The sequence below is a fragment of the Novosphingobium percolationis genome, from assembly GCF_020179425.1.
In the GTDB taxonomy this organism is placed as follows: Bacteria; Pseudomonadota; Alphaproteobacteria; order Sphingomonadales; family Sphingomonadaceae; genus Novosphingobium; species Novosphingobium percolationis.
Genome location: NZ_JAILYM010000003.1, coordinates 279,110 through 299,234, shown reverse-complemented (window position 1 = coordinate 299,234; position 20,125 = coordinate 279,110). Strand labels below are relative to the sequence as shown.

Genomic DNA, 20,125 nt, shown 5'->3' with positions numbered 1-20,125 from the left:
AAGCGACGGAGACTGATGCTCCTCATGTTTCCCCCTTAACATATTCAAGCATGGCGTCTGGCCCCGGAAAACACCTATCGCATATCGACGCTTTCCTGAAAAGCGCTATGATGCAGCGCACAAAGGCGTTTCATCCCTACACTGCGGCGCAAATGGCAGTTGGATCCAGAATGAAAACGACGATCCGCGCAACCGCCGCCATGCTGCCTATCGTAGCGCGAGGCGCGCAGGCGGCTGCACTGCTTCTCCTGCTGGCGTCGGTTACAGGGGCCGCCGCGTTCCGCGCCGACAGCCTCCAGATCGCGGCACCCGCCCTGGTTCCTGCCGCTGCGCTGCTGGCGCTGATCGCGGGCGGAACGGCGCCATCGCCCGGCGATCGCCTGCTCGGCTGGAGTTGGTTCGCCGCCGCCCTCGCCTGGGGTTGGGCGTTGGCGGCACCATTGCAATCGCCCGCACCCACGCACTTGCCGACGCCAAACACACCATTTCGGATGATCAGCTTCAACATCTATCGTGACAACGCGCAGGTGCATGAGGCGGTGGCATGGATCTTGGCGCAGAAGCCTGATGCGGTCGTCCTGCTCGAAGCGATGCCCTTGGACAACTCCGCCTTTCTTCCGCTAACCCTTGAATTTCCTTTCGTTGAGGCCTGCGCACCCCAATTGCGCTGTTCGACCACGATCTTTGCACGCCACCCCTTCGCGATGGCCTGGCATCACGCGCAAGGCGATCCGGAAAACCGCAAGGCGCTCTCTGCCGTCACCGTTCTGGTAAATACAGGATGTGCGTCGGTTCCGATCACGGCAGTGCATCTGTCGCGACCCTGGCCGCTGGGCTGGCAACGCCAGGAACTGCGAACGCTGGCGCAAGTGCTGCGGACCGAGGGACGCGGCGGCGTGCTGGCCGGCGATTTCAATTCCGCTCCCTGGACCTTTGCGATGCGCCGCCTCGCGCGGGCAGGACAATTGCGCCTTGCATCAGGAGCGCGGCCAACCTGGCCATCGGGCACGATGGGCACGCCCTTGCTGCCGCTCGACCAGATTTATGTCGGCCGCGCGATCGCCATTCGCGCTGTCAGCCGTGGCCCCCATCTGGGATCGGATCACCGACCGATGGTCACGGACCTCACCATTCCCTGCGAGCGCTGAATGTTGCGCCGCACAATAGGCGTGACGGCATTTTGAGTGCGAGATACTGGAGAAAATCCAAAGTAAATGATAAATATAACTTTGGTTGTATTTGCATTCAAAACGGATCAATATCCCTGCACCTACCGAGGCGAATGGAAAGGGGGGACGATGCGGCCCGAGCTTCAGCCGAACCGTCAGAGGTTGGCACTGCCGGATCACGATCACGGCGCTTCTCCCGAACGCGCCCGACGTGTCGACGCTCGGGCTAGGCCGCGACCGCCCGAGGATGCGGCGCATTTTCCGGCCGCCACGGAGCGCCCCGGCATACTTTGGCCATGGTGGCTCGCGGCGGTGCTTTGCGGGCTTGCCCTGTGGGGAGCGATCTTTGCCGCGCTGGCGTCGCTTTAGAAGCGGCGCTCGGGAATGCGGATGGTGTCGCCCGGCAGCACGGGCGTGCCGCCATCGAGGCGGAAGGCCTCTTCCTGCGACGAGTCATGGTGGCGAATGAAGATCCGCTTCTGATCGGCGCGATAGGTGAAGCCACCCGCGCGCGCGACCGCGCTGAAAGCGGTGAGGCCGTCGGCAAACGCGAATTCGCCAGGCTTGTTGACTTCGCCAAGGATATAATAGGGCCGGAAGTTCGCGACCTCGACCACGACGCTGGGATTGTTGACGAATCCGTCGGCCAACTGGGTCTTAATCAGCACTTCCAGTTCGCGCTGGGTCTTGCCCTTCGCCTCGATCCGGCCCAGCAGCGGGAACGAGATCTGGCCGTCGCCGCTGACGGGATAGGTACCGGTGAGCTTCTCCTCGCCGAACACGGTGATCTTGAGAACGTCGCCCACGCCAAGGCGATAGACGGCCTCTTCCAGCGAAATCGAGCGCTCCGGCAACTTGCTCGCCACTGCTGCGCCAGTTGCGAACACCAGCATCACCGCACCCGCCACAGCCCCCAGCGCACGGACCGGAAGGCGCCCTGCACCAGGGCGGCCCGCGCGCTTCACGGCAACCACATTGAACGACTTCATGTACCTGACCTCAGCCGTGTCGACGCAACGGCGTCTCACGCAGTGGTTGTTAAAGGGGTCTTCACTGCACCGCAACACAGTTTGCCACGTCAGCGGTTGCTCCAGCCCAAAATATAACCTTAGTAAATATGCATATCTATCTATCATGATCATCCACCAACTTGCCACGCGCATTGCGTCCACAGTTGAGGCAATCTTTCGTCCGTTTGCCGATACAAATCGCCAACTCCAAACTACCGTTTCAGAAAATTTTCCGATAGGCAAAGCGATGATGCAGCGCGGAACAAACATTGATTGTACCGATCCCTCTGCCAATACGCAGCGGGAAGCCGGGGTCGTTCGCCCGGTATGCGGGCTGGCCTGCGCGTTGCAGAGAGGTTCGAATCCCCGGTGAACGAACCTATTCCGCCTGTCTTCGCCGTCAGCGTCGTGGTCTCGACGCTCGGGCGCACGCGCGAACTGGTGCGCCTGCTCGACAGCCTCGACGTGCAGTCCTTTCGCGATTTCGAAGTGATCGTGGTCGATCAGAACGGCGACGACCGCCTCGCCTCGATTCTCGCCGTGCCCAGAACCTTTGCCCTGCGCCGCCTGCCGATGTCGGCAGGCCGCGGCGTCAGCCGCGGACGCAATCTCGGCTGGCGCCAGGCCCGCGCCGCCACCGTGATCTTTCCTGATGACGACTGCTGGTATCCGGCCGACTATCTCGAAACCGGCCTCCGCCTGCTCGACAGCTCGAGGGCGCAGTTGTTGTCCGGCCGTTGCTCGAATCTCGACGGGCGCAGCATCAATGCGCGCTTTGCCAAACAGGCGGGGCCAATCACGCGCGACAACGTGTGGATCAGCCAGATGGAAGGCATGACCTTTGTGCGGCGCGACCTGCTCGAAGCGCTGGACGGATACGACGAAACCATCGGCATCGGCGCCGATACCCCCTGGCAGGCGGCGGAAGGCCCCGACTTTATCCTGCGCGCATTGGGCCAAGGCTACGTGTGCCATTTCGACCCCGCTCTGTTCGGCTACCATGCCGAGATCGACACATCCGCACCCGATGCGCCGATGATCGCAAAGATCCGCGCCTATGCCCGCGGCATGGGCTATGTGCTTGGCCGACGCGGCTATGGGCGCGGCGCCGTCGCGTACTGGGCCGGCCGCTCGATCGCCAATGCCGCGCGCTTCGCGCTGACCAATCCGCGCCGTGCCTTGCTGGCATGGACGGTCGCGATGGGGCGGCTGGAAGGATACCGATCAGGCCGCGCGCACCGGCAAGTCCATCAGCAGGGCCTTCAGGCGGCAGGCATCATCGCCGGCTGAACCGCCTTGCGATGCGCCAGCGCAGGCGGCGCCCGACCATGGCTGCGCGAACCCGAAGCCGCGCCTTAAGGCGCACGGTCGCGCGCGCGTCGAAACGGTCGAGCCAGAGGCCCAGCGCCCCGTCCAGCGCGGCATCCGGGGCCGTGTGCTGATCCAGCCAGTCGCGCATCCAGCACAGGAACTGTCGCGATGCCTCTTGCGGCGATACGTACCCGGGCAAATCGCCCCGCTCCGACCGCGCGGACGTGGACCGCGGATGCTGGCGATAGATCGCGCAGCAATCAGCGATCACGCCGACCGGGTGGCGGGCAAAGACCTTCACCCACAGAGTCTGGTCCTCGAACAGGTTGAACGCCTCCTCGAACCCGCCGACCTCGAGCGCGATGGCGCGTTCCATGGTGACCATGTTGGTGCATGGCACTTCGCCTTCGTGGTTGACGATGATGCGGCGCACCAGGTCGGGCGGCGCATGGCAGTGCCCCGCGACCGGCCCTAGATCTTCATCCCGCGTCGCGCCGCTCGCCTCGTCCAACCAGCGCGTCGCGCCGTAGATGCAGCGCGCTTGCGGCCAGGCAGCAAAGGCAGCGACATGGGTGGCGAGATGCCGCGGCAGGAACAGGTCGTCGCCATCGAGGAACGCGAGCCAGCGCCCTCGCGCCTGCCGGATGGCGAAGTTGCGGCTCGCCGCAGCCCCGTGCCGTCCGCCGTCGGGATGCCGCAGTACGCGGATACGCGGATCGTCGCGCGCAAAACGCTGCGCGATGGCCAGGCTTGCATCGGTGCTGCCATCATCGACGACGAGCAGTTCCCAATCGTCGAAGGTCTGCGCCTGCACGCTGCCGATCGCCTCGGCGAGATAGCGCTCTTGGTCGAGAACCGGCATGATGATGCTGAATTGCACCACGATATCAACGCCCCCACAGGCGCTTGAGCAGCAGCCGCGCGACATTGCCGCGCGCCTTGCGCCGCTCCGCGCGCAGCAGACGGGCAACCGCCTCATCCGTCCAGCGCACCTGCCGCAACCAGTCCGCCAGCCATCCGAGGAATCGCACCCGCTCGCGCGCGACGGCCAAGTGGTCGGCGACATGCGACAGGCTCGTCTCGCGCTGGCGGTAGCGCGCCCACAAGGCGCCCGAAACGTAGACTGGCCCGCGCGTGTACAGCTTGGCAAAGAGTACCTGGTCATCGAACATGCCGGGGAACCTCGCCTCGCATCCACCGACGGCGGCCACGGCGCTTGCGCGCATCATCGCGTTGCACGTCGTCGGGGTCTGGGCCTCGTTGCGCACCAGCAGGGCCATGGCCTCTGCCCCCGCGACGATCCGGTCCGGCTCAACGCCAAGGTCGTAACAGAAATCGGCTTGCGTGGCGGCCTCTCTCCAACTGAACCACATCTGCGTGCGGCCATAGACCATCACCGCGTCGGCATGGGCGTCGAGAAGCGCCACCTGCGCCGCCATCTTTCCCGGCAACCAGACATCGTCGGCATCAAGAAAGGCCAGGAACTCGCCCCTGGCTTCAGCAAGCCCGAAACTGCGCAGCGCGCTGACACCGATCGTCGCGCGTGCGGGATGCTGAACAATGCGCCGCCGCCCCGGGTCGGCCATGCAGAGCTTTCGCGCGAGTGCCAGGCAGGCTGGCGTGGCCCCGCCATCGACGAGCACGATCTCGTAGTCGCCCCCCCCCTGCAGGGCGACGCTTTCCACCGCCCCGTCGAGATAGTCGACCTCGTCGTGGAACAGGATCACGACCGATACGCGCGGCATCACCGGCCCTGCCCCCGGCTCGCCAGCCGAGCGTCCAGCAGGTCGAGAATTGCCGCATCGACGCTTTCGTCGAACTTGCGGGCGAAGAACTCGGGCCGTTCGGCAAGCACTTGCGCATGGGCGCTGGTCAGCAGTTGCGGGCTGGGCGCATCGCCGTCCCAATCGGTCCAGGTCCAGTCTGCCTGGACCACCGCGTCCCGATGGTCCGAATTGCGCAGTTCGGTCTGAAAGAACACCTCGTCGGGCGAAAGCACGCCCCGGTAGAAGCCCCGCGTGGCAGCGGGCAGTTCAAGCAGATGGCGGGCATGGTCGCGCGCCAGGCACCAGTAGGGTGATCCTGCTGCAAAGCGGCGCGGCGGCAGGCGTCGCGACCACGGCAGTGCCAGCACCCGCCGTCGGGGGCCGACGAAATGAACACGCTCGATGTGCCGCCACAAGCTCTCAAAGCCGGCTTGCGGCAGGTCCACGCAATCGACAAAGCTCTTGCCCGCCCCGGCCATCACGGTCCGCTCAAAGTCGGCCAGCGGCCGGATCGGATAGCATTGCCCGGTCAGGTGCTGAACATGCGAGACCTGCGGAAACCTCTCGAGCATGATCTCCAGCGCGGCCAGTTCGGCTTCGACTTGCGAAAAGTGGGCCCAGCGCACGGCGACTTGCGCCAGGATCGCCACATCGCCCAGCGCAAGCAGATCGCCCTCGACCGCAGCGAAAACCCTGCGCGCGCGACGGTCGAGATGGATTACGATCGGCCCCGCGCTTCCCGAACGGATCGCGCGCGCCAGACGCAGCAGTTGCGCAGGCCGGTGATGCGCCACGATCACATAGCCGACCGCCATGCGCAGGCGCCTTATCCTGCGTCCGCGACCGGCGGCGGATCGCTCCGCACCATGTCGAGATAGCGCTCGGCCACCACATCCACCGGGCCCGCTGCCAGCAGGCGCCCCTTGTCGAGCAGCACCGCGCGGTCGCACACGCTACGCACAAGATCCATGTTGTGGCTGACGAACATGATCGCGCGACCTTGCGCGGCAAGCTCCTTCATCGCGGCCACGCATTTCTCGCGGAACGGGATGTCGCCTACCGCCAGCACTTCATCGAGCAGGATGATCTCGGAATCGAGATTGACTGCCAGCGCGAATGCAAGCCGCGTGTACATCCCCGACGAATAGCGCTTCACTTGCGTATCGAGCACCGGGCCGATGTCGGCAAAGGCAACGATGCGGTCGAGCTTGGCAGTCACTTCCGCGCGGCTCATGCCGAGGATCGCGCCATTGAGGTAGATGTTGTCGAGGCCGGTCAGTTCCACGTCGAAGCCTGCGCCCACTTCCAGCAGGCAACTGACGCGACCAAACAGGTGCGCCTCGCCATCGGTAGGCTCGGTGATCGCGGCGAGGATCTTCATCAGGGTCGTCTTGCCCGATCCGTTGCGCCCCAGAATGCCGCAGATCGTCCCTCGCGGCAGGGTGAAGCTGACATCCTTCAGCGCAAAGAAGTGATGGGCGTCCTCTTGCGCTTCGCTGCGCGCGGAAAACAGGCCGGAAAACTCGTCGCGCAGCGTCGAGGCGGTAAAGACCCCGCGGCGATAGCGCTTGGTCAACCCGCGCGCGTCGATCGCGAGATTCTGGGCGAGATCGGCCTGTGTCATCAGATCGTGTCCGCCGCCGTGCGCTCGCTCGCCTGGAATAGTGAGAGCGAAACCACGAGCAGCGCCACCGCCGAGCCGGTGGCCAGAACGATCTGCCCCCCCGTCGACACGATCGTCGTGCCCGTCAGCGCCGCTCGCCACAGGTCGGAAACGACACCCAGCGGATTAAGCAGGGCATAGGCCAGCCGCCAGTCCTCAGGCACCTTCGACAGCGGATAGACGATCGGCGTCAGCAGGAAGCCGCACTGGAGCGCAAAGGGCAGCGCATTGACCAGGTCGCGATAGCGCGTGGTCATGCTGGCGATCATCAGCCCGCTGCCGAGCGAGAATGCCACCAGCGGGACCAGCGTCAACGGCATGATCCAAAGGCGACCTAGAGGCAGCACAACCACGCCTAGCAGCACCAGAACGAGCGCGAACAGGCCGAGAAACGCCAGCTGCAGAACGAGGCCGATGAGGTTCGACACGACGATCGAAACTGGCATGATCACGCGCGGAAAGTAGACCTTGCTGAACAGGTATTCGTGCGCGACGAAGACTTGCCCAACCATCTGCACGATCTGGGCATAGTAGGTCCACATGATCGTCGCGGCGAAGTAGAACAGCGCAGGGTTTGCGCCATCGGTGCCCACCTGCGTCACGCGCGACATCATCAGCACCAGAATGGCGGTGGTGACCAGGGGGCGGATCAGAAGCCAGAGCGGCCCCAGGATCGTCTGCTGGTAATTGACCTTGAGATCACGGTCCACGAAGGCGCGCAGCAGGTCGCGATAGGCAAGCAGTTCGCGCCAGCGCGGCAGCGCCAGGCCGCGGCGACGGGCGATCAGCCGGTAGTGCGCACCTGCCGCCGGATGGGTCATTGCAGGGCCCTCACGGCAGGCGGCGCATCAGGTCTTGCACCGACCAGTCGCGCACTTCGATCCGGGGCAGCATCAGCGGGTCGCCGTCGGGACGAAGCAAGCGGCGATCGACCGTCACCGCCGCCGCGAACCCGGCCTCGCGCACGCGCTCAACCACGCGCGGATCGTAATCGCCGAAGGGATAGGCGAACGTCTTCGGGACCCGGCCGGTCAGCTTTTCGCAATCGTCGCGGCTACCGTTGATTTCGCGCACCTGCGTCGCCGCGTCGCAGTGCCGCAGCGAGACGTGATGCTGGCTGTGCGCACCGATCGAAAGCAGCGTACCGTCAAGCGCGCGCACTTCGTCGGCGGTGACGATCGCGTGACTGTCCCGCATCGCCAGATCGATGCCGCAGGCCGCGGCCATGCGCGCGATGGCGTTGGCGCGCGATTGCACCGGAAGATAGCGCAGTACGCCGGAAAGCTCCTCGACGACGCGGGCGCGGTCGGCCCGGCGGGTCGCGGGACCGATCCGCCACTTGCGGCCCGAACGCAACACGTCGAGTTCGACCTCTTGCGTAAGTGTGGTCTCGAACACGATGCGCACCAGTTCGTCCCACCAGAATTCGCGGGCGCTGCCCACCATTGCGGTGCTGAGGAACAGCGTCGCCGGGCACGCGTGGCGTTCCAGCACGGGCAGAGCGTTGGTCACGACATCGCGATAGCCATCGTCGAAGGTGATCGCGGCAAGCGCCTCGCCATCTTCCGGCGCATCGAGCAATTGCTCCAGCGGCACGACCTTGCGCACTTTGACCAGCGCGGCGATCTGCTGCTCGAACCGCGCGGGACTGACTGCGAGGTGATAGTGGTCGAGCGTGAGGTCGGCGACGCGATGGTACATCAGCACCACCGGAAGCTGACGCCCGACGCGCTTGGCCACCTGCCAGCGGGCAAAATTCATGGCGCGCCCGATCATGCGGAAAATCCCTTGAAGGCCCTGGCTGCAACCACCACGGGGAAGCGCGCATCCTCGACTGCCAGCTTTGCTGGATCGACATCGGGCACCGCGGCGCCTGCCAGGAAGGCGATGGCAGAATAGACGTTGCCGAACGAGGTCAGGGCGATGTCGGCTGGCGTGAACTCGGCCTGGAGAAGGCGTTCCAGCGCGGGCGGCGCCAATGACCAGAGCCAGGTGTCGCGCCATTCCCACGGGTCGATCGCGGAAACGCCCGGCACGGTCAGCAGCAGGGTGCCGCCGGGCTTGAGCGCGCGATGCAGGTTGCGAACCGCCGCGGGCATGTCAAAGATCAGATGCAGCGTCTGCGTCAGCACGATGCAATCGAAGGCGTTTTCGGGAAGCGTGGCAGGATCGGCGATGTCGCCGACGATCGTCGCGATCGGATTGTCGCCGGACACGTGCAGCACGTCTGCGCGCGTCACCGCCGCGCCGCCGAAACCCATGGTGTAGCTGCTGTCGCCCACTTCCAGGACGCGGCCCTTGATGGCGTCACGGTTGCGGCCGAGAAATTCCTCGATGAACAGCCTGTCGATCGGCTGGCCGCGGTCGGGTCCGAATATTTCCCCGACGGGCGTTGTGCGATCGAGATGGCCGAAGTCGATGCGCCCCACAGGCGGCGACCACAAGCCGGCTGGAAGCGCAGCGAACGGACGCTCGGGCGTGCGCCGCAAGGCTTTCCGCAGTGCGCGCATCAGCCCGCGCCGCAAGACGATAGGTGAATTTCGGCCGAACCTGGCCGCGATCTTCTGCAACACGCCCGCCCCGCTGCCTTCGCCCCTGCACGCCTGATCCGGCCAGACAACCACACGGACCAGCGCCAGCGAGGTCGTCGCGCTCCGGCCCCCCGACCTGCGCACCCGATCCATCAGGCCCTAGCATCCGGGGGGTTAGCATACCATTGCCAAATCGATCGGAATTACCGCCGGTACGAACCCGCGTCAGTAGCTGCCCTTGCGACCGAGCAAGGCCGGAATAGTCCGCAGGCAGATTCCGAAGTCGTAGATCACGCTCTTGCGGAAGGAATAGAACGCATCGAGGCGGACCCGCGTAGGATAGGGCAGATCGTTGCGACCATTGACCTGCCACAGTCCGGTGAGGCCTGGGCGGACGCCGCAATAGTCGGCGATGCGCGAGCCGTAGCGGACCACTTCGGTCGGCAGGATGGGCCGCGGCCCGACGATGCTCATCTGCCCGGCAAGGATATTGAACAACTGCGGCAGTTCATCGAGGCTGCTGCGGCGCAGGAAATTGCCGATCCACGTGATGCGCGGATCGTGCCGCAGTTTCTGGTCACGGGCCCATTCCGAACGGGCCTCGGCATCGTTCGCCAGCAGCCTTTCCAGTACTTCCTGCGAGTTGGTCACCATCGAGCGGAACTTGAGGCAGGGAAAGAGTACGCCATTGCGACCGACGCGCATCTGCTTGAACAGCACCGGGCCGGGGCTGGTAACCTTGATCAGCAGCGCCAGCACCGGAAACAGCGGCAGCAGGGCAATGATCGCGGCTAGCGACACGGCGATGTCGAACGCACGGTGCAGCCATTCGGACACGAGACCGGCAGCCGGAGAAGGCGGGGGTGCAACAGCCACGGGGGACTGCAGTTCGGCTCGACGGAAAGCGTCGCCGCCATGCAGCCCCTTGCTGCGACGGCGAAAGAGACGCGGCGAGACAACGTCGTCGCCACGTAGCTTTACGTCGGTGACGCCATTAACTTTCGTGAAGTTAACCGTCATAAGCTGCAGATATCCCCCTTTTTCGGACGTGTTTCATTCCGACGCCGCAACTTCGCGGAACTTGGGGGGAGCCGTCAACCCAATTGTTGTGCAGCGCACCATGACCAAGGCGTCAACTGCGACCGCGCTGGAGCTTTCTATCGGATTCTGTTCAGATATATTCCGTCGCACCGATGCCCTTGCGATGGGGTTTTTCGCACCCTCGGCATGAATACGAAGGGCAATGGCGCTCATTCCGTCGCTTCGGCCGGCGCGGGGGGAGAACGGCGACACGCAGACGGCTGCGTTGATTCGCCACTCCACGCCATTCCGGCGCAGCTGAGGCTGCACCGGATTGCGGCAAAAACCAGGTCCGACCCCGTTTAAACGGCCTGCGCCAATCGCTTGCGGCGGTCCAGAAGGGGCAGCCCAGCCCTATCGATGGTTGGTTAATGCAACACTGCGATTAGTCACTCAACCGTCACGCTCTTGGCAAGGTTGCGCGGTTGGTCGACGTCGGTCCCCTTGGCCACCGCGACATGGTAGGCCAGCAACTGCACCGGCACGGCATAGACCAGCGGCGCGATCAGCGGATGGACCTTTGGCATCTCGATCGTGGCAAGGCACCCCTCCCCGGCCTCGGCGATCCCTTCGGCGTCCGAGATCAGCACCACCTTGCCGCCGCGCGCGCGCACTTCCTGCATGTTGCTGACGGTCTTTTCGAACAGCGGGCCGGAAGGCGCCAGCACGATCACCGGCACAGCCTCGTCGATCAGCGCGATCGGCCCGTGCTTCATCTCGCCGCTGGCATAGCCTTCGGCGTGGATGTAGCTGATTTCCTTGAGCTTCAGCGCGCCTTCCAGCGCCAGCGGATAGTCCGGCCCGCGCCCGAGGTAGAGCACGTCGCGGGCCGGCGCGATCAGGTGCGCCATCGCCGCGATCTCGCTGTCATGCGCCAGCGCGGCATTGAGCGCGGCGGGCGTCTCGACCAGCTGGTCGACCAGATCGGCCTCCTCGGCCCGGCTCAGACGCCCGCGCTTGACCGCAAGGTGTGCGGCGAGCGCGGCCAGCACGGCAAGCTGGCAGGTGAACGCCTTGGTCGAGGCGACGCCGATCTCCGGCCCCGCGTGCGTCGGCAGCAGCAGGTCCGCCTCGCGCGCCATCGAACTCGTGGGGACGTTGACCACCACCGCAATCGTCTGGCCCGCCGCCTTGCAGTGGCGCAGCGCGGCAAGGGTGTCCGCGGTCTCCCCGCTCTGCGAGATGAACAGCGCAAGGCCGCCTGGCTCCAGCACCGGATCGCGATAGCGGAACTCGCTCGCCACATCGATATCGACCGGCAGGCGCGCGAACTGTTCGAACCAGTACTTGGCGACCATGCCGGCGTAATAGCTCGTGCCGCAGGCGACGATGGTCACGCGGTTGATCTTCGACAGATCGAAATCGATCTGCGGCAGCGCCACCGACTGGTCGACGCGGCGCAAGTAGCTGCGCAGCGTCTGCGCCACCACGGTTGGCTGCTCGAATATCTCCTTCTGCATGAAGTGGCGATAATCGCCCTTCTCGATCGCCGCCGCGGTCGCGCCCGAGGCCACGATGGCGCGGCTGACCGGCTGGTTGTCCGCATCGAAGATCTGCGCGCCCTCACGGGTGATGACCACCCAGTCGCCTTCTTCGAGATAGGTGATGCGCTGCGTCAGCGGCGCCAGCGCCAGCGCGTCGGAACCGAGATAGGTCTCCCCTTCCCCATAGCCCACCACCAGTGGCGAGCCGAGCCGCGCGCCGATCAGCAGGTCGCCATGCTGGCGAAACGCGATGGCCAACGCAAAGGCCCCGCGCAACTGCGGCAGCACCGCCTTGACCGCATCCTGCGGCGACAAGCCCGCTTCCACCTGTTCGGACACGAGGTGCGCCACCACTTCGGTATCGGTCTCGCTTTCGAACTTGCGTCCGCGCGCGATCAGCGCCTCGCGCAAGGGGCGGAAGTTCTCGATGATGCCGTTGTGGACCAGCGCCACTTCGCCGGTCGCGTGCGGGTGCGCGTTGCTGGTGGTCGGCGCGCCGTGCGTCGCCCAGCGGGTGTGCGCGATGCCGATAGTGCCAGAGGCGGGATTGCGCGCCAGTTCGAGCACGAGATTGTTGAGCTTGCCCTCAGCACGGCGGCGGACCAGCGCTCCGTCCACGACCGTGCAGATCCCCGCGCTGTCATAGCCGCGATATTCCATCCGGCGCAGGCCGTCGACGAGCCGGTCCGCGACGTCTTCCTTGCCGACGATTCCGATGATTCCGCACATGGGAGCAACAAGCCTTCGCTTAGAGGGTATAAGGTACGCGGATACCCGGCATCGCTGCCGGGAAGTCCTTGATATTTCTGGTCACCAGGATCGCCCCGTTGACCTGCGCGGTCGCCAGGATCAGCGCGTCGAGCAACTTCATGCGGGTACGATGGCGAATGTCCGACGCCGTCAGCGCTATACGTCCGTCCACCTCAACGATTTCGAACGGAGCGATTAATTCGCGGACATGGTCGCGGGTCTCCAGCGGCTCGCCCGCCAACACCTCGGCCCAGGCGATCCGGCTGATGCGATGCCGGGCATAGCGGGACAGTTCCGCCGCCGCCTGCGGCCGGCCCATCAGCCAGTCGGCCAGAATATTGGTATCGAAGAAAGGGTCCGACACGGTCAGGGCTCGTCATGGGGGCGACGATCCTCGCGGATGGCCCGCTGGTAGTCCACGCCATCGCGAATGTCAGGGCGGCGCTTCCAGTACCCGGCGCCGCGCTCGATCCAGTCCTTGCTGCCCGATGCAGGACTCAAGGCGCGAAAGCTCGCCACCGCCTCGCGCACCAGCGAGGCACGAGACTTGCCCTGCTCGGCCGCGCGCGCATCGAGCCACTTGATATCTTCATCCGGAAGATCGGCGAGGATGCGAGTCATGACGATATCATGATATCATATCGTGATATCGTCAACCCTGATCACCCCGTCAACCCTGATCACCCCTTCGCCTTGTCGGCCTTCTTCTTCTTCATCGCGTCGTGGAACTGGTCGGCCCAGCCCGGCTTGATCAGCTGTTCGGCACGGACCAGCCGCAGCTCGCCGTCCGAGACATCGCGCGAAACCGCGCTGCCCGCCGCGACGATGGCGTCCGCGCCGATCTTGATCGGGGCGATCAGCGACGAATTCGAGCCGATGAACGCGCGCGCGCCGATCACCGTCTTGTGCTTGAAATAGCCGTCGTAGTTGCAGGTGATGGTCCCTGCCCCGATGTTGGCGCTCTCGCCCACGTCGGCATCGCCGAGGTAGGTCAGGTGGTTGGCCTTGGCCCCCTTGCCCAGCCTGGTGGCCTTCATCTCCACGAAGTTGCCGATGCGGCTGCCCTCTTCCAGCACCGAGCCGGGACGGATGCGCGCGAAGGGGCCGACCGAGACGCCTTCGTGCAAGGATCCGCCCTCGATGTGGCTGAAGGCGTGGATCACCACCTTGTCGGCCACGGTCACGCCGGGGCCGAACACCACGTTCTGTTCGATCGTCACGTCGCGACCGACCTTGGTATCCCACGCGAACCAGACCGTTTCGGGCGCGACCAGCGTGGCGCCATCGGCCATCGCGGCGGCGCGGCGCTTGTCCTGCCAGCGCGCCTCGGCAATCGCGAGTTCGCCGCGGCTGTTGATGCCCATCACCTCGTCGGCGTCGTCGGTCACGACCACCGCGCAGACGCGCCCGTCGCCATTGGCCACGTTGACGATGTCGGTCAGGTAATATTCGCCCTGCGCGTTGTCATTGCCGACGCGTGCCAACAGGCCGAACAGTTCGCTGCCACGAACCGCCATCAGCCCGGAATTGCATAGACGGCAGGCGCGCTCGGCCTCGCTGGCGTCCTTGTGCTCGACCATCTTGGCCACAACGCCATTCTGCGCGATGACGCGGCCATATTGCAGCGTGTCCGCCGGTTCGAAGCCCAGCACCACGACCGCCGGATTGTCAGCCCCATGCAGCCGTTCAAGCATCGCGCGCATGGTTTCGGCACGCACGAAGGGCACGTCGCCATAGAGGATCAGCACGTCGCCTTCGAAACCGGCGAGCGCGGCTTCTGCCTGCTGCACCGCATGCCCCGTACCCAACTGCGGGTCCTGCACCGCGATCGTCGCCGCGCCCGCCAGCGCCTTTTCAAGCTGGTCGCGCCCGTGGCCAGCCACGACCACCTGATGCTGCGGCGCAAGCTCGGCCGCGCTCGCCAGCAGGTGCATCAGCATCGGCCGCCCGGCGATCGGGTGCAGCACCTTGTGCAGGTCGCTTTTCATGCGGGTGCCCTTGCCTGCGGCAAGGACGACGATAGCGAGCGGAGAGGCGGGGTCGGTCATGGCAGTGGTCATGGGTGGGGCTATTGCCAGCATTTGCTTGCAGTTTCCAGAACGCGGCGGCAGTTGCGTCCAACATGACCAAATTTCCATTCGACGTGGTCGGCTTCGACCTCGACGGCACGCTGCTCGACACCGCCTGGGACCTCGGCAAAGCGCTCAACCATGCGCTCGCTCTTGCCGGTCGCGCGCCGGTCGCTCTCGACAGCGTGCGCCAGTACATCGGCGGTGGGGCAGCGCAGATGCTGCGCAATGCCCTGCTGGCAAGCGGCGGCGTGGACGAAGCCGCCTTCCCCGCGCTGCAAGCCAGCCTGCTGGACTATTACGGCCAGAACATTGCGGTCCATTCCCGCCTGTTCCCGGGCGGCGAGGCCATGCTCGACGCGCTCGATGCGCACGGCGTGAAGATCGCCGTTGCCACCAACAAGCGCGAGGATATGGCGCTGCGCCTGTTCGATGCGCTCGGCCTGACCCAGCGTTTCACTTGCGTGATCGGTGGCGACACGCTCGGCCCCGGCCGCGCCAAGCCCGCGCCGGACATGCTCCACGAAATGGTCCGTCGCTGCAACGGCACCAGTGCGGCCTTCGTGGGCGACACCACCTTCGACGTGGGCGCGGCCCGCGCGGCGCAGTTGCCCGTCGTGGCCTGCCGCTTCGGCTTCTGGGATCTGCCGCCCGACGAACTGGGGGCCGATGCGGTGATCGACCACTTCGACGAACTGGTACCGGTGTTGCAGCGCCTGGGCTAACCCGCCCGCAACAATTCCACTGCGCGCGGGCCTTCTTCCAGCAAGGCAACAAGGCCGCGTTCGGCGCGCGAAAGCCAGCGCGTGGCGCGCGGCAGCCTCAAGTCCGCGCGCCATTCCTCCTGTTCCGGCACCAGCCCCAGCACGGCAGGGTGGACATAGGACTTGCGCGCAATGGCTGGCGTGTTGCCCAGCCGCTCGGATACCTCCAGCAGCAGAGACTTGAGCGGCACCTTCTCTCGCGCGTCGGCCAGCAATTCGAAGCCAAGCGCGCTCGCGTGCCATGTGCGGAAATGCTTGGCGGTGAAGTCTTCGCCCATCGTCTCGCGCAAGTAGGCGTTCACGTCGGCGGACCCCACCGGGCAGGCCTCACCGTGTTCGTCGAGGTACTGGAACAGATGCTGGCCGGGAAGATCCTGCACCTTGCGAACGAAGCGGACGAGGCTCCGGTCGGAGATGTTCATCTCGCGAAGCTTGCCCGATTTGGCCTTGAACCGCAGCCGCAACACCTTCCCCGCGATGGCGGCGTGGTGCATCCGCAGCGTGGTCGCGCCAAAGCTTTCGTTCGCCCGCGCATAGGCCTCGTTGCCGATGCGGATGCCGCCGGTATCGAGCAGGCGCACCACCGAGGCGATGCATCGTTCGCGCGTAAGACCGGGGCTGGACAGATCGTCCTCCACCCGCTTGCGCACCAGCGGCAGCAGGTGGCCGAAGCGGGCGCAGCCGTCGAATTTCTCGCCTTCGCGCACGGTGCGGAATTCCGGATGATAACGGTACTGCTTGCGCCCCTTGGCATCGATCCCGGTGGCCAGGATGTGGCCGTTGGGCGCGGGGCAGAACCATGCGTCCTGATAGGCAGGCGGCAGGCCGATGGCGTTCAGCCGGTCGATCTCGGCCCGGTCGGTCACACTTCGGCCTTCGGCGTCGCGATAGGCCCAGCCCTTGCCGCAGCGGCGGCGATGGATGCCGGGCAGCGAATCATCGACATAGACCAGCCGGGTCTTGCCGAATTGCAGCGCTTGGGGTTTGCTGGTCATATCCGGCGAACGGGATAGCCCCCTTGCGGTTCCTGCCCCAGCCACCCACCTGCCCCGCACGGGGACGCGCCCCGCGTTCGATCAAGGATCCCATCCGATGTCCGATCAGCCGAAGCCCGAAGATTACGTTCCGCCCAAGGTCTGGACCTGGGATCAGCCCAACGGCGGCGTGTTCGCCAACCTCAACCGCCCGATCGCAGGCCCGATCCGTGAAGCCGAACTGCCGGTCGGCGAACACCCCTTCCAGCTCTATTCGCTGGGCACGCCCAACGGGCAGAAGGTGACGATCATGCTCGAGGAACTGCTCGAAGCGGGCGTTGCCGAGGCTGAATACGATGCCTGGCTGATCAAGATCTTCGAAGGCGACCAGTTCACGACCGGCTTCGTCGACGTGAACCCCAATTCCAAGATCCCGGCGATGGTCGATCGCAGCGGTCCCGAACCGATCCGCCTGTTCGAATCGGGCGCCATGCTGCTGCACCTTGCCGAAAAGTTCGGCCGCTTCATCCCCACCGATGCTCAGGGCCGCGCCGAGTGCCTGTCGTGGCTGTTCTGGCAGATGGGATCTGCGCCCTTCATCGGCGGAGGTTTCGGGCACTTCTACGCCTATGCGCCGTTCAAGATGGAATACCCCATCAACCGCTACGCCATGGAGACCAAGCGGCTGTTCTCCGTGGCCGACAGGCGCCTGGGCGAGAGCCGGTTCCTGGCGGGCGAGGATTACACCATCGCCGATATCGCGACCTATGCCTGGTTCGGCATGCTCTACAACGGGCAAGCCTATGGCGATGCGGCAACGTTCCTGTCGATGCACGAATACGAGAACGTGGGGCGCTGGGTGCGCGAGATCGACGCTCGGCCGGGCGCGCAGCGCGGGCGGCTGGTGAACAACATCCAGCGCGGCATTCCCGAGCGCCATTCCGCCGCCGATTTCGATGCCCCCAAGGCGTCCTGAACGACACCTAAGCGCACCAGAGCCCACCCCGATGCACCCCGAGCGCGCAGGCAAGGCAACCTTGCGGAAAGCCTGCGCGCCCCTCTTTTCAATCCGGCAGGCCTCGCTATAAGCGCGCCTCCTGCTGGGGCGTCGCCAAGTGGTAAGGCACCGGTTTTTGGTACCGGCATTCGCAGGTTCGAATCCTGCCGCCCCAGCCAGCAGGCCCAGCCCGCAGGATCGCTCCTGCCGCTTTTACAGCAGCGCGTAGTCCGCCAGCGCGGTCGATGGCGTTCCCGTCATCGTGACCAGCAGCGTCAGTTCGCTGGCCGACACCACGGCATCGCCATCCGCCGACTTGAACAGGTAGACCGCGCTGTCGTGGCCATTGTCGATCGCATAGAGCCGGGTCTGGCCGGTCGCGATCGCGCCGCTGGCCGAGCCGATGGTCGCCACCGCGTCGGCGAGGGACAGGCCGCTGGCGTCCTTGGTGAAGATCACCAGTTCGGCGGCGCCGGCAAAACCGCCCGCCGCATCGCGCACCGCAGCATTTTCGATCACCGAGTCGCCATCGCCGATCGCCAGCGCCGACCGGATCTTGTCGGTGCCGGAGACAAAATCGGTGATCAGGTCCGAACCGATGCGGCTGTCCAGGAAGAACGTGTCCGCGCCGGTTCCCCCGGTCAGCACGTCGTTGCCGCTGCCCCCGACAAGCCGGTCCGCCCCCGCGCCGCCACGCAGGCGATCATCGCCGCCTGCACCGCGCAAAAGATCGCCCCCGGCGGCGCCGTCGAGTACGTTGTTGGCCTCGTTGCCATAGATGCCATTGCCAAGTTCGTTGCCTTTGCCGTTGATCGCGGCAGTGCCCGTCAACTGCAAATTCTCGACGTTGGCGCCGAGCGTGTAGCTGAACGATGCGCGGATCAGGTCGCTGCCGCCGCCCACCTCCTCGACCACCGTGTCAGCGCGATCGAGCACGTAAGTGTCATTCCCCGCGCCACCGACAAGCTTGTCCTTGAGCAGCGGGTTGGAGACCCGGAACACATCGGAGAACCCGCCATTGCCATCAGTGCTGGCAAAGTTGGTCGCGCCGCTTTCGAAGACGATGAAGTCGCCGCCTGCCGAAATCGCGGCGTGGCCACTCGCCTGGTTGCCGACCTTCCCGTTGGCCGCACGCGAGACCAGCCCGATCTCGCCGGTGACGAGATCCTTGACGAAGACATCGGCGTAGCCATTGTTGTCGTCGGCGACGAGGCTGTCCGACCCGCTGGTGAAGACTACCCAGCGCCCGTCGTCGGAGATCGAAGCGTCGTAGCTCGACGCGCCTACGCCGGTCCCATCGGCCCGCGCCGACACGAGCTGGATCGTCCCTCGGGTGACGTTCAGCGCATATATGTCGGACGAATTGTGGTCGTCCGCCGCGACGAGACTGCGCCCCGTTTCGAACACCACGATCGTGTCGCCGTCCGCGGTCACCGCTATGTCGGGGTTGAACGCACCGTTGTTCGGACTGGACACGGCGACCAGATCCTTGGTCACGTTTCGCACCGCGCCGCTGGCCGCATCCCATACGAAGATGTCGGAATATCCGTTGGCGTCGTTGTCGACGAGGTTGCTGGCATCGCTCTGGAACACCGCCATCTTGCCGTTGGCCGCGATGTGCGCGTTGATGCTTTCGCCATTGCCATCACTACCCGACAGACTGGTGGACAGGCGCGTTGTCGTGCCGGTGACGGTGTCCTTGAGGAACACGTCGGTCTGCGCGGTCGATCCGCCGGCGACGAGGTTCGAAGACGTGCTTTCGAAGGTGACGTAGCGGCCATTGGCGGACAGGTCGGGGTTGAGCGCGCGCCCGTCGGCCGCCAGCGTGCCGTCGCTCGCAGTGGACACGCGCACGATCCTGCTGCCGGTCGTGCTGGCGACATAGATGTCATAAAGCGCGCCGCTGTAAGGCTCGCCTAGGAGGTTGGACGATGCACTGGAGAAGGCGACGAAGCGCCCGTCAGCCGACAGCACCGGCGATCCCGCGCCCGATCCTCCGGGTACGCCCAAGGCGCTGCGATGCTCGTTCGACAGCGCGCCGGTATCCATGTTCTTGACGATGATGCCTTCATAGCCCTTCGTCTTGAACCCGGTCCAGTCGCCCTCGAACGCCACCAGCCGCCCGTCATGGCTCACCGTGGGGCGATAGCTGGCCTCGGGCGAGCCGGTGCCGCCATTGCGCGAAACATGGTTGATCCTGGTCAGCGCGGCATTGCCTACCAGATAATCGTTGCCGGCACCGGCCAGTACGATGTCCGCTCCCCCGAGACCCCAGACCTGATCGGACCCGGATGCGCCGGTGAGATCGTAGGAGCGCCCCCAGGAATCGAGAACGTCGCTGAAGGATCTGGCGCCGAGCAGCATTTTCGAACCATCGGCGAACGTGAACGAACCATCCGACAAATCACCCGGCGCAATGCGCTTGATTCCGACGCCATAGCCTCGGCTGATCACGAAAAGATCGCCACCAAGGAAATTCAACTGCACGGACGCAGCCGAAATACCTGTCGAATCGAACGCGATCACATCATGTGCCGGATCGAACGTTGTCAGTGGA

At 65.2% G+C, this 20,125-nt stretch carries 19 protein-coding genes and 1 tRNA gene; 5 read left to right on the top strand and 15 right to left on the bottom strand.

Features of this window, described 5'->3' with window-relative positions:
• The first annotated feature begins 50 nt into the window (after window positions 1–50).
• Window positions 51–1,148, top strand: a complete 1,098-nt coding sequence (locus K3A84_RS09900; protein WP_225009178.1) for an endonuclease/exonuclease/phosphatase family protein — start codon at window positions 51–53, stop codon at window positions 1,146–1,148.
• Window positions 1,149–1,534: 386 nt separating this feature from the next.
• Here K3A84_RS09900 and K3A84_RS09895 read toward each other — a convergent pair whose 3' ends face one another.
• Window positions 1,535–2,158 carry a polysaccharide biosynthesis/export family protein gene (locus tag K3A84_RS09895; RefSeq protein WP_225009177.1) on the bottom strand — a complete coding sequence of 208 codons (624 nt, stop codon included), beginning with the start codon at window positions 2,156–2,158 and terminating at the stop codon, window positions 1,535–1,537.
• Window positions 2,159–2,548: 390 nt separating this feature from the next.
• Between K3A84_RS09895 and K3A84_RS09890 the strand changes: the two genes are divergently transcribed.
• Complete coding sequence (locus tag K3A84_RS09890; RefSeq protein ID WP_225009176.1) at window positions 2,549–3,469, top strand: glycosyltransferase family 2 protein; 921 nt, start codon at window positions 2,549–2,551, stop codon at window positions 3,467–3,469.
• On the opposite strand, the gene K3A84_RS09885 is transcribed toward K3A84_RS09890, so the two are convergent.
• The 12 genes from K3A84_RS09885 to glmU form a co-directional block, all read right to left on the bottom strand.
• Window positions 3,456–4,370: a glycosyltransferase family 2 protein gene (locus K3A84_RS09885; RefSeq protein ID WP_225009175.1), complete on the bottom strand. Its 915-nt coding sequence runs from the start codon at window positions 4,368–4,370 to the stop codon at window positions 3,456–3,458. The two genes, K3A84_RS09890 and K3A84_RS09885, sit on opposite strands and share 14 nt — an antisense overlap.
• Before the next feature lie 7 nt (window positions 4,371–4,377).
• Entirely contained in the window at window positions 4,378–5,235 is an 858-nt protein-coding gene (locus tag K3A84_RS09880; protein WP_225009174.1) for a glycosyltransferase family 2 protein, read from the bottom strand.
• Window positions 5,235–6,071 (bottom strand): beta-1,6-N-acetylglucosaminyltransferase, encoded by an 837-nt coding sequence (locus K3A84_RS09875; protein ID WP_225009173.1) that lies wholly within the window; start codon window positions 6,069–6,071, stop codon window positions 5,235–5,237. The genes K3A84_RS09880 and K3A84_RS09875 overlap by 1 nt, the downstream gene beginning before the upstream one ends.
• 11 nt (window positions 6,072–6,082) lie before the next feature.
• Window positions 6,083–6,880: an ABC transporter ATP-binding protein gene (locus tag K3A84_RS09870; protein WP_225009172.1), complete on the bottom strand. Its 798-nt coding sequence runs from the start codon at window positions 6,878–6,880 to the stop codon at window positions 6,083–6,085.
• Window positions 6,880–7,740, bottom strand: coding sequence for an ABC transporter permease (locus K3A84_RS09865; protein WP_225009171.1), 861 nt, complete (start codon window positions 7,738–7,740; stop codon window positions 6,880–6,882). Before K3A84_RS09865 ends, K3A84_RS09870 begins: the two co-directional genes overlap by 1 nt.
• Window positions 7,741–7,750: 10 nt before the next feature.
• Entirely contained in the window at window positions 7,751–8,695 is a 945-nt protein-coding gene (locus tag K3A84_RS09860) for a polysaccharide deacetylase family protein (RefSeq protein WP_225009170.1), read from the bottom strand.
• On the bottom strand, window positions 8,692–9,603 hold the full coding sequence (locus K3A84_RS09855; RefSeq protein ID WP_225009169.1) for a class I SAM-dependent methyltransferase: 912 nt from the start codon (window positions 9,601–9,603) through the stop codon (window positions 8,692–8,694). Before K3A84_RS09855 ends, K3A84_RS09860 begins: the two co-directional genes overlap by 4 nt.
• 72 nt (window positions 9,604–9,675) lie before the next feature.
• Window positions 9,676–10,326 (bottom strand): sugar transferase, encoded by a 651-nt coding sequence (locus K3A84_RS09850; protein ID WP_225009168.1) that lies wholly within the window; start codon window positions 10,324–10,326, stop codon window positions 9,676–9,678.
• Between the two features lie 593 nt (window positions 10,327–10,919).
• The gene (glmS, locus tag K3A84_RS09845) at window positions 10,920–12,743 is read right to left on the bottom strand and encodes a glutamine--fructose-6-phosphate transaminase (isomerizing) (protein WP_225009167.1); all 1,824 of its coding nucleotides are present in this window, start codon (window positions 12,741–12,743) and stop codon (window positions 10,920–10,922) included.
• 19 nt (window positions 12,744–12,762) lie between these two features.
• Window positions 12,763–13,128 carry a type II toxin-antitoxin system VapC family toxin gene (locus K3A84_RS09840; protein WP_225009166.1) on the bottom strand — a complete coding sequence of 122 codons (366 nt, stop codon included), beginning with the start codon at window positions 13,126–13,128 and terminating at the stop codon, window positions 12,763–12,765.
• A gap of 2 nt (window positions 13,129–13,130) precedes the next feature.
• On the bottom strand, window positions 13,131–13,385 hold the full coding sequence (locus K3A84_RS09835) for a ribbon-helix-helix protein, CopG family (protein ID WP_225009165.1): 255 nt from the start codon (window positions 13,383–13,385) through the stop codon (window positions 13,131–13,133).
• 59 nt (window positions 13,386–13,444) lie between these two features.
• Entirely contained in the window at window positions 13,445–14,824 is a 1,380-nt protein-coding gene (gene glmU, locus K3A84_RS09830; protein WP_404823136.1) for a bifunctional UDP-N-acetylglucosamine diphosphorylase/glucosamine-1-phosphate N-acetyltransferase GlmU, read from the bottom strand.
• A 62-nt stretch (window positions 14,825–14,886) separates the two neighbouring features.
• Here glmU and K3A84_RS09825 point away from each other — a divergent pair, with 62 nt between their 5' ends.
• On the top strand, window positions 14,887–15,558 hold the full coding sequence (locus K3A84_RS09825; RefSeq protein WP_225009164.1) for an HAD-IA family hydrolase: 672 nt from the start codon (window positions 14,887–14,889) through the stop codon (window positions 15,556–15,558).
• Here K3A84_RS09825 and K3A84_RS09820 read toward each other — a convergent pair.
• Window positions 15,555–16,592, bottom strand: coding sequence for a DNA topoisomerase IB (locus K3A84_RS09820; RefSeq protein ID WP_225009163.1), 1,038 nt, complete (start codon window positions 16,590–16,592; stop codon window positions 15,555–15,557). The genes K3A84_RS09825 and K3A84_RS09820 overlap by 4 nt on opposite strands.
• Before the next feature lie 97 nt (window positions 16,593–16,689).
• Between K3A84_RS09820 and yghU the strand changes: the two genes are divergently transcribed.
• Together yghU and K3A84_RS09810 are read left to right on the top strand one after the other, a co-directional pair.
• The gene (gene yghU, locus K3A84_RS09815) at window positions 16,690–17,547 is read left to right on the top strand and encodes a glutathione-dependent disulfide-bond oxidoreductase (RefSeq protein ID WP_225009162.1); all 858 of its coding nucleotides are present in this window, start codon (window positions 16,690–16,692) and stop codon (window positions 17,545–17,547) included.
• 125 nt (window positions 17,548–17,672) lie between these two features.
• Window positions 17,673–17,747 (top strand) — tRNA-Gln (locus K3A84_RS09810).
• Window positions 17,748–17,781: 34 nt separating this feature from the next.
• Here the strand turns inward: K3A84_RS09810 and K3A84_RS09805 are convergent.
• A complete protein-coding gene (locus K3A84_RS09805; RefSeq protein ID WP_225009161.1) occupies window positions 17,782–20,055 on the bottom strand; it encodes a hypothetical protein in 2,274 nt (757 codons plus the stop codon).
• Window positions 20,056–20,125: the final 70 nt, after the last annotated feature.

Bases quoted from the DNA above. Each gene is read 5' to 3' on its own strand.
- K3A84_RS09900 (WP_225009178.1), top strand. From the start codon at position 51: ATGGCGTCTGGCCCCGGAAAACACCTATCGCATATCGACGCTTTCCTG.
- K3A84_RS09895 (WP_225009177.1), bottom strand. From the start codon at position 2,158: ATGAAGTCGTTCAATGTGGTTGCCGTGAAGCGCGCGGGCCGCCCTGGT.
- K3A84_RS09880 (WP_225009174.1), bottom strand. From the start codon at position 5,235: ATGCCGCGCGTATCGGTCGTGATCCTGTTCCACGACGAGGTCGACTAT.
- K3A84_RS09875 (WP_225009173.1), bottom strand. From the start codon at position 6,071: ATGGCGGTCGGCTATGTGATCGTGGCGCATCACCGGCCTGCGCAACTG.
- K3A84_RS09870 (WP_225009172.1), bottom strand. From the start codon at position 6,880: ATGACACAGGCCGATCTCGCCCAGAATCTCGCGATCGACGCGCGCGGG.
- K3A84_RS09865 (WP_225009171.1), bottom strand. From the start codon at position 7,740: ATGACCCATCCGGCGGCAGGTGCGCACTACCGGCTGATCGCCCGTCGC.
- K3A84_RS09860 (WP_225009170.1), bottom strand. From the start codon at position 8,695: ATGATCGGGCGCGCCATGAATTTTGCCCGCTGGCAGGTGGCCAAGCGC.
- K3A84_RS09855 (WP_225009169.1), bottom strand. From the start codon at position 9,603: ATGGATCGGGTGCGCAGGTCGGGGGGCCGGAGCGCGACGACCTCGCTG.
- glmS (WP_225009167.1), bottom strand. From the start codon at position 12,743: ATGTGCGGAATCATCGGAATCGTCGGCAAGGAAGACGTCGCGGACCGG.
- K3A84_RS09835 (WP_225009165.1), bottom strand. From the start codon at position 13,385: ATGACTCGCATCCTCGCCGATCTTCCGGATGAAGATATCAAGTGGCTC.
- glmU (WP_404823136.1), bottom strand. From the start codon at position 14,824: ATGACCACTGCCATGACCGACCCCGCCTCTCCGCTCGCTATCGTCGTC.
- K3A84_RS09825 (WP_225009164.1), top strand. From the start codon at position 14,887: ATGACCAAATTTCCATTCGACGTGGTCGGCTTCGACCTCGACGGCACG.
- K3A84_RS09820 (WP_225009163.1), bottom strand. From the start codon at position 16,592: ATGACCAGCAAACCCCAAGCGCTGCAATTCGGCAAGACCCGGCTGGTC.
- yghU (WP_225009162.1), top strand. From the start codon at position 16,690: ATGTCCGATCAGCCGAAGCCCGAAGATTACGTTCCGCCCAAGGTCTGG.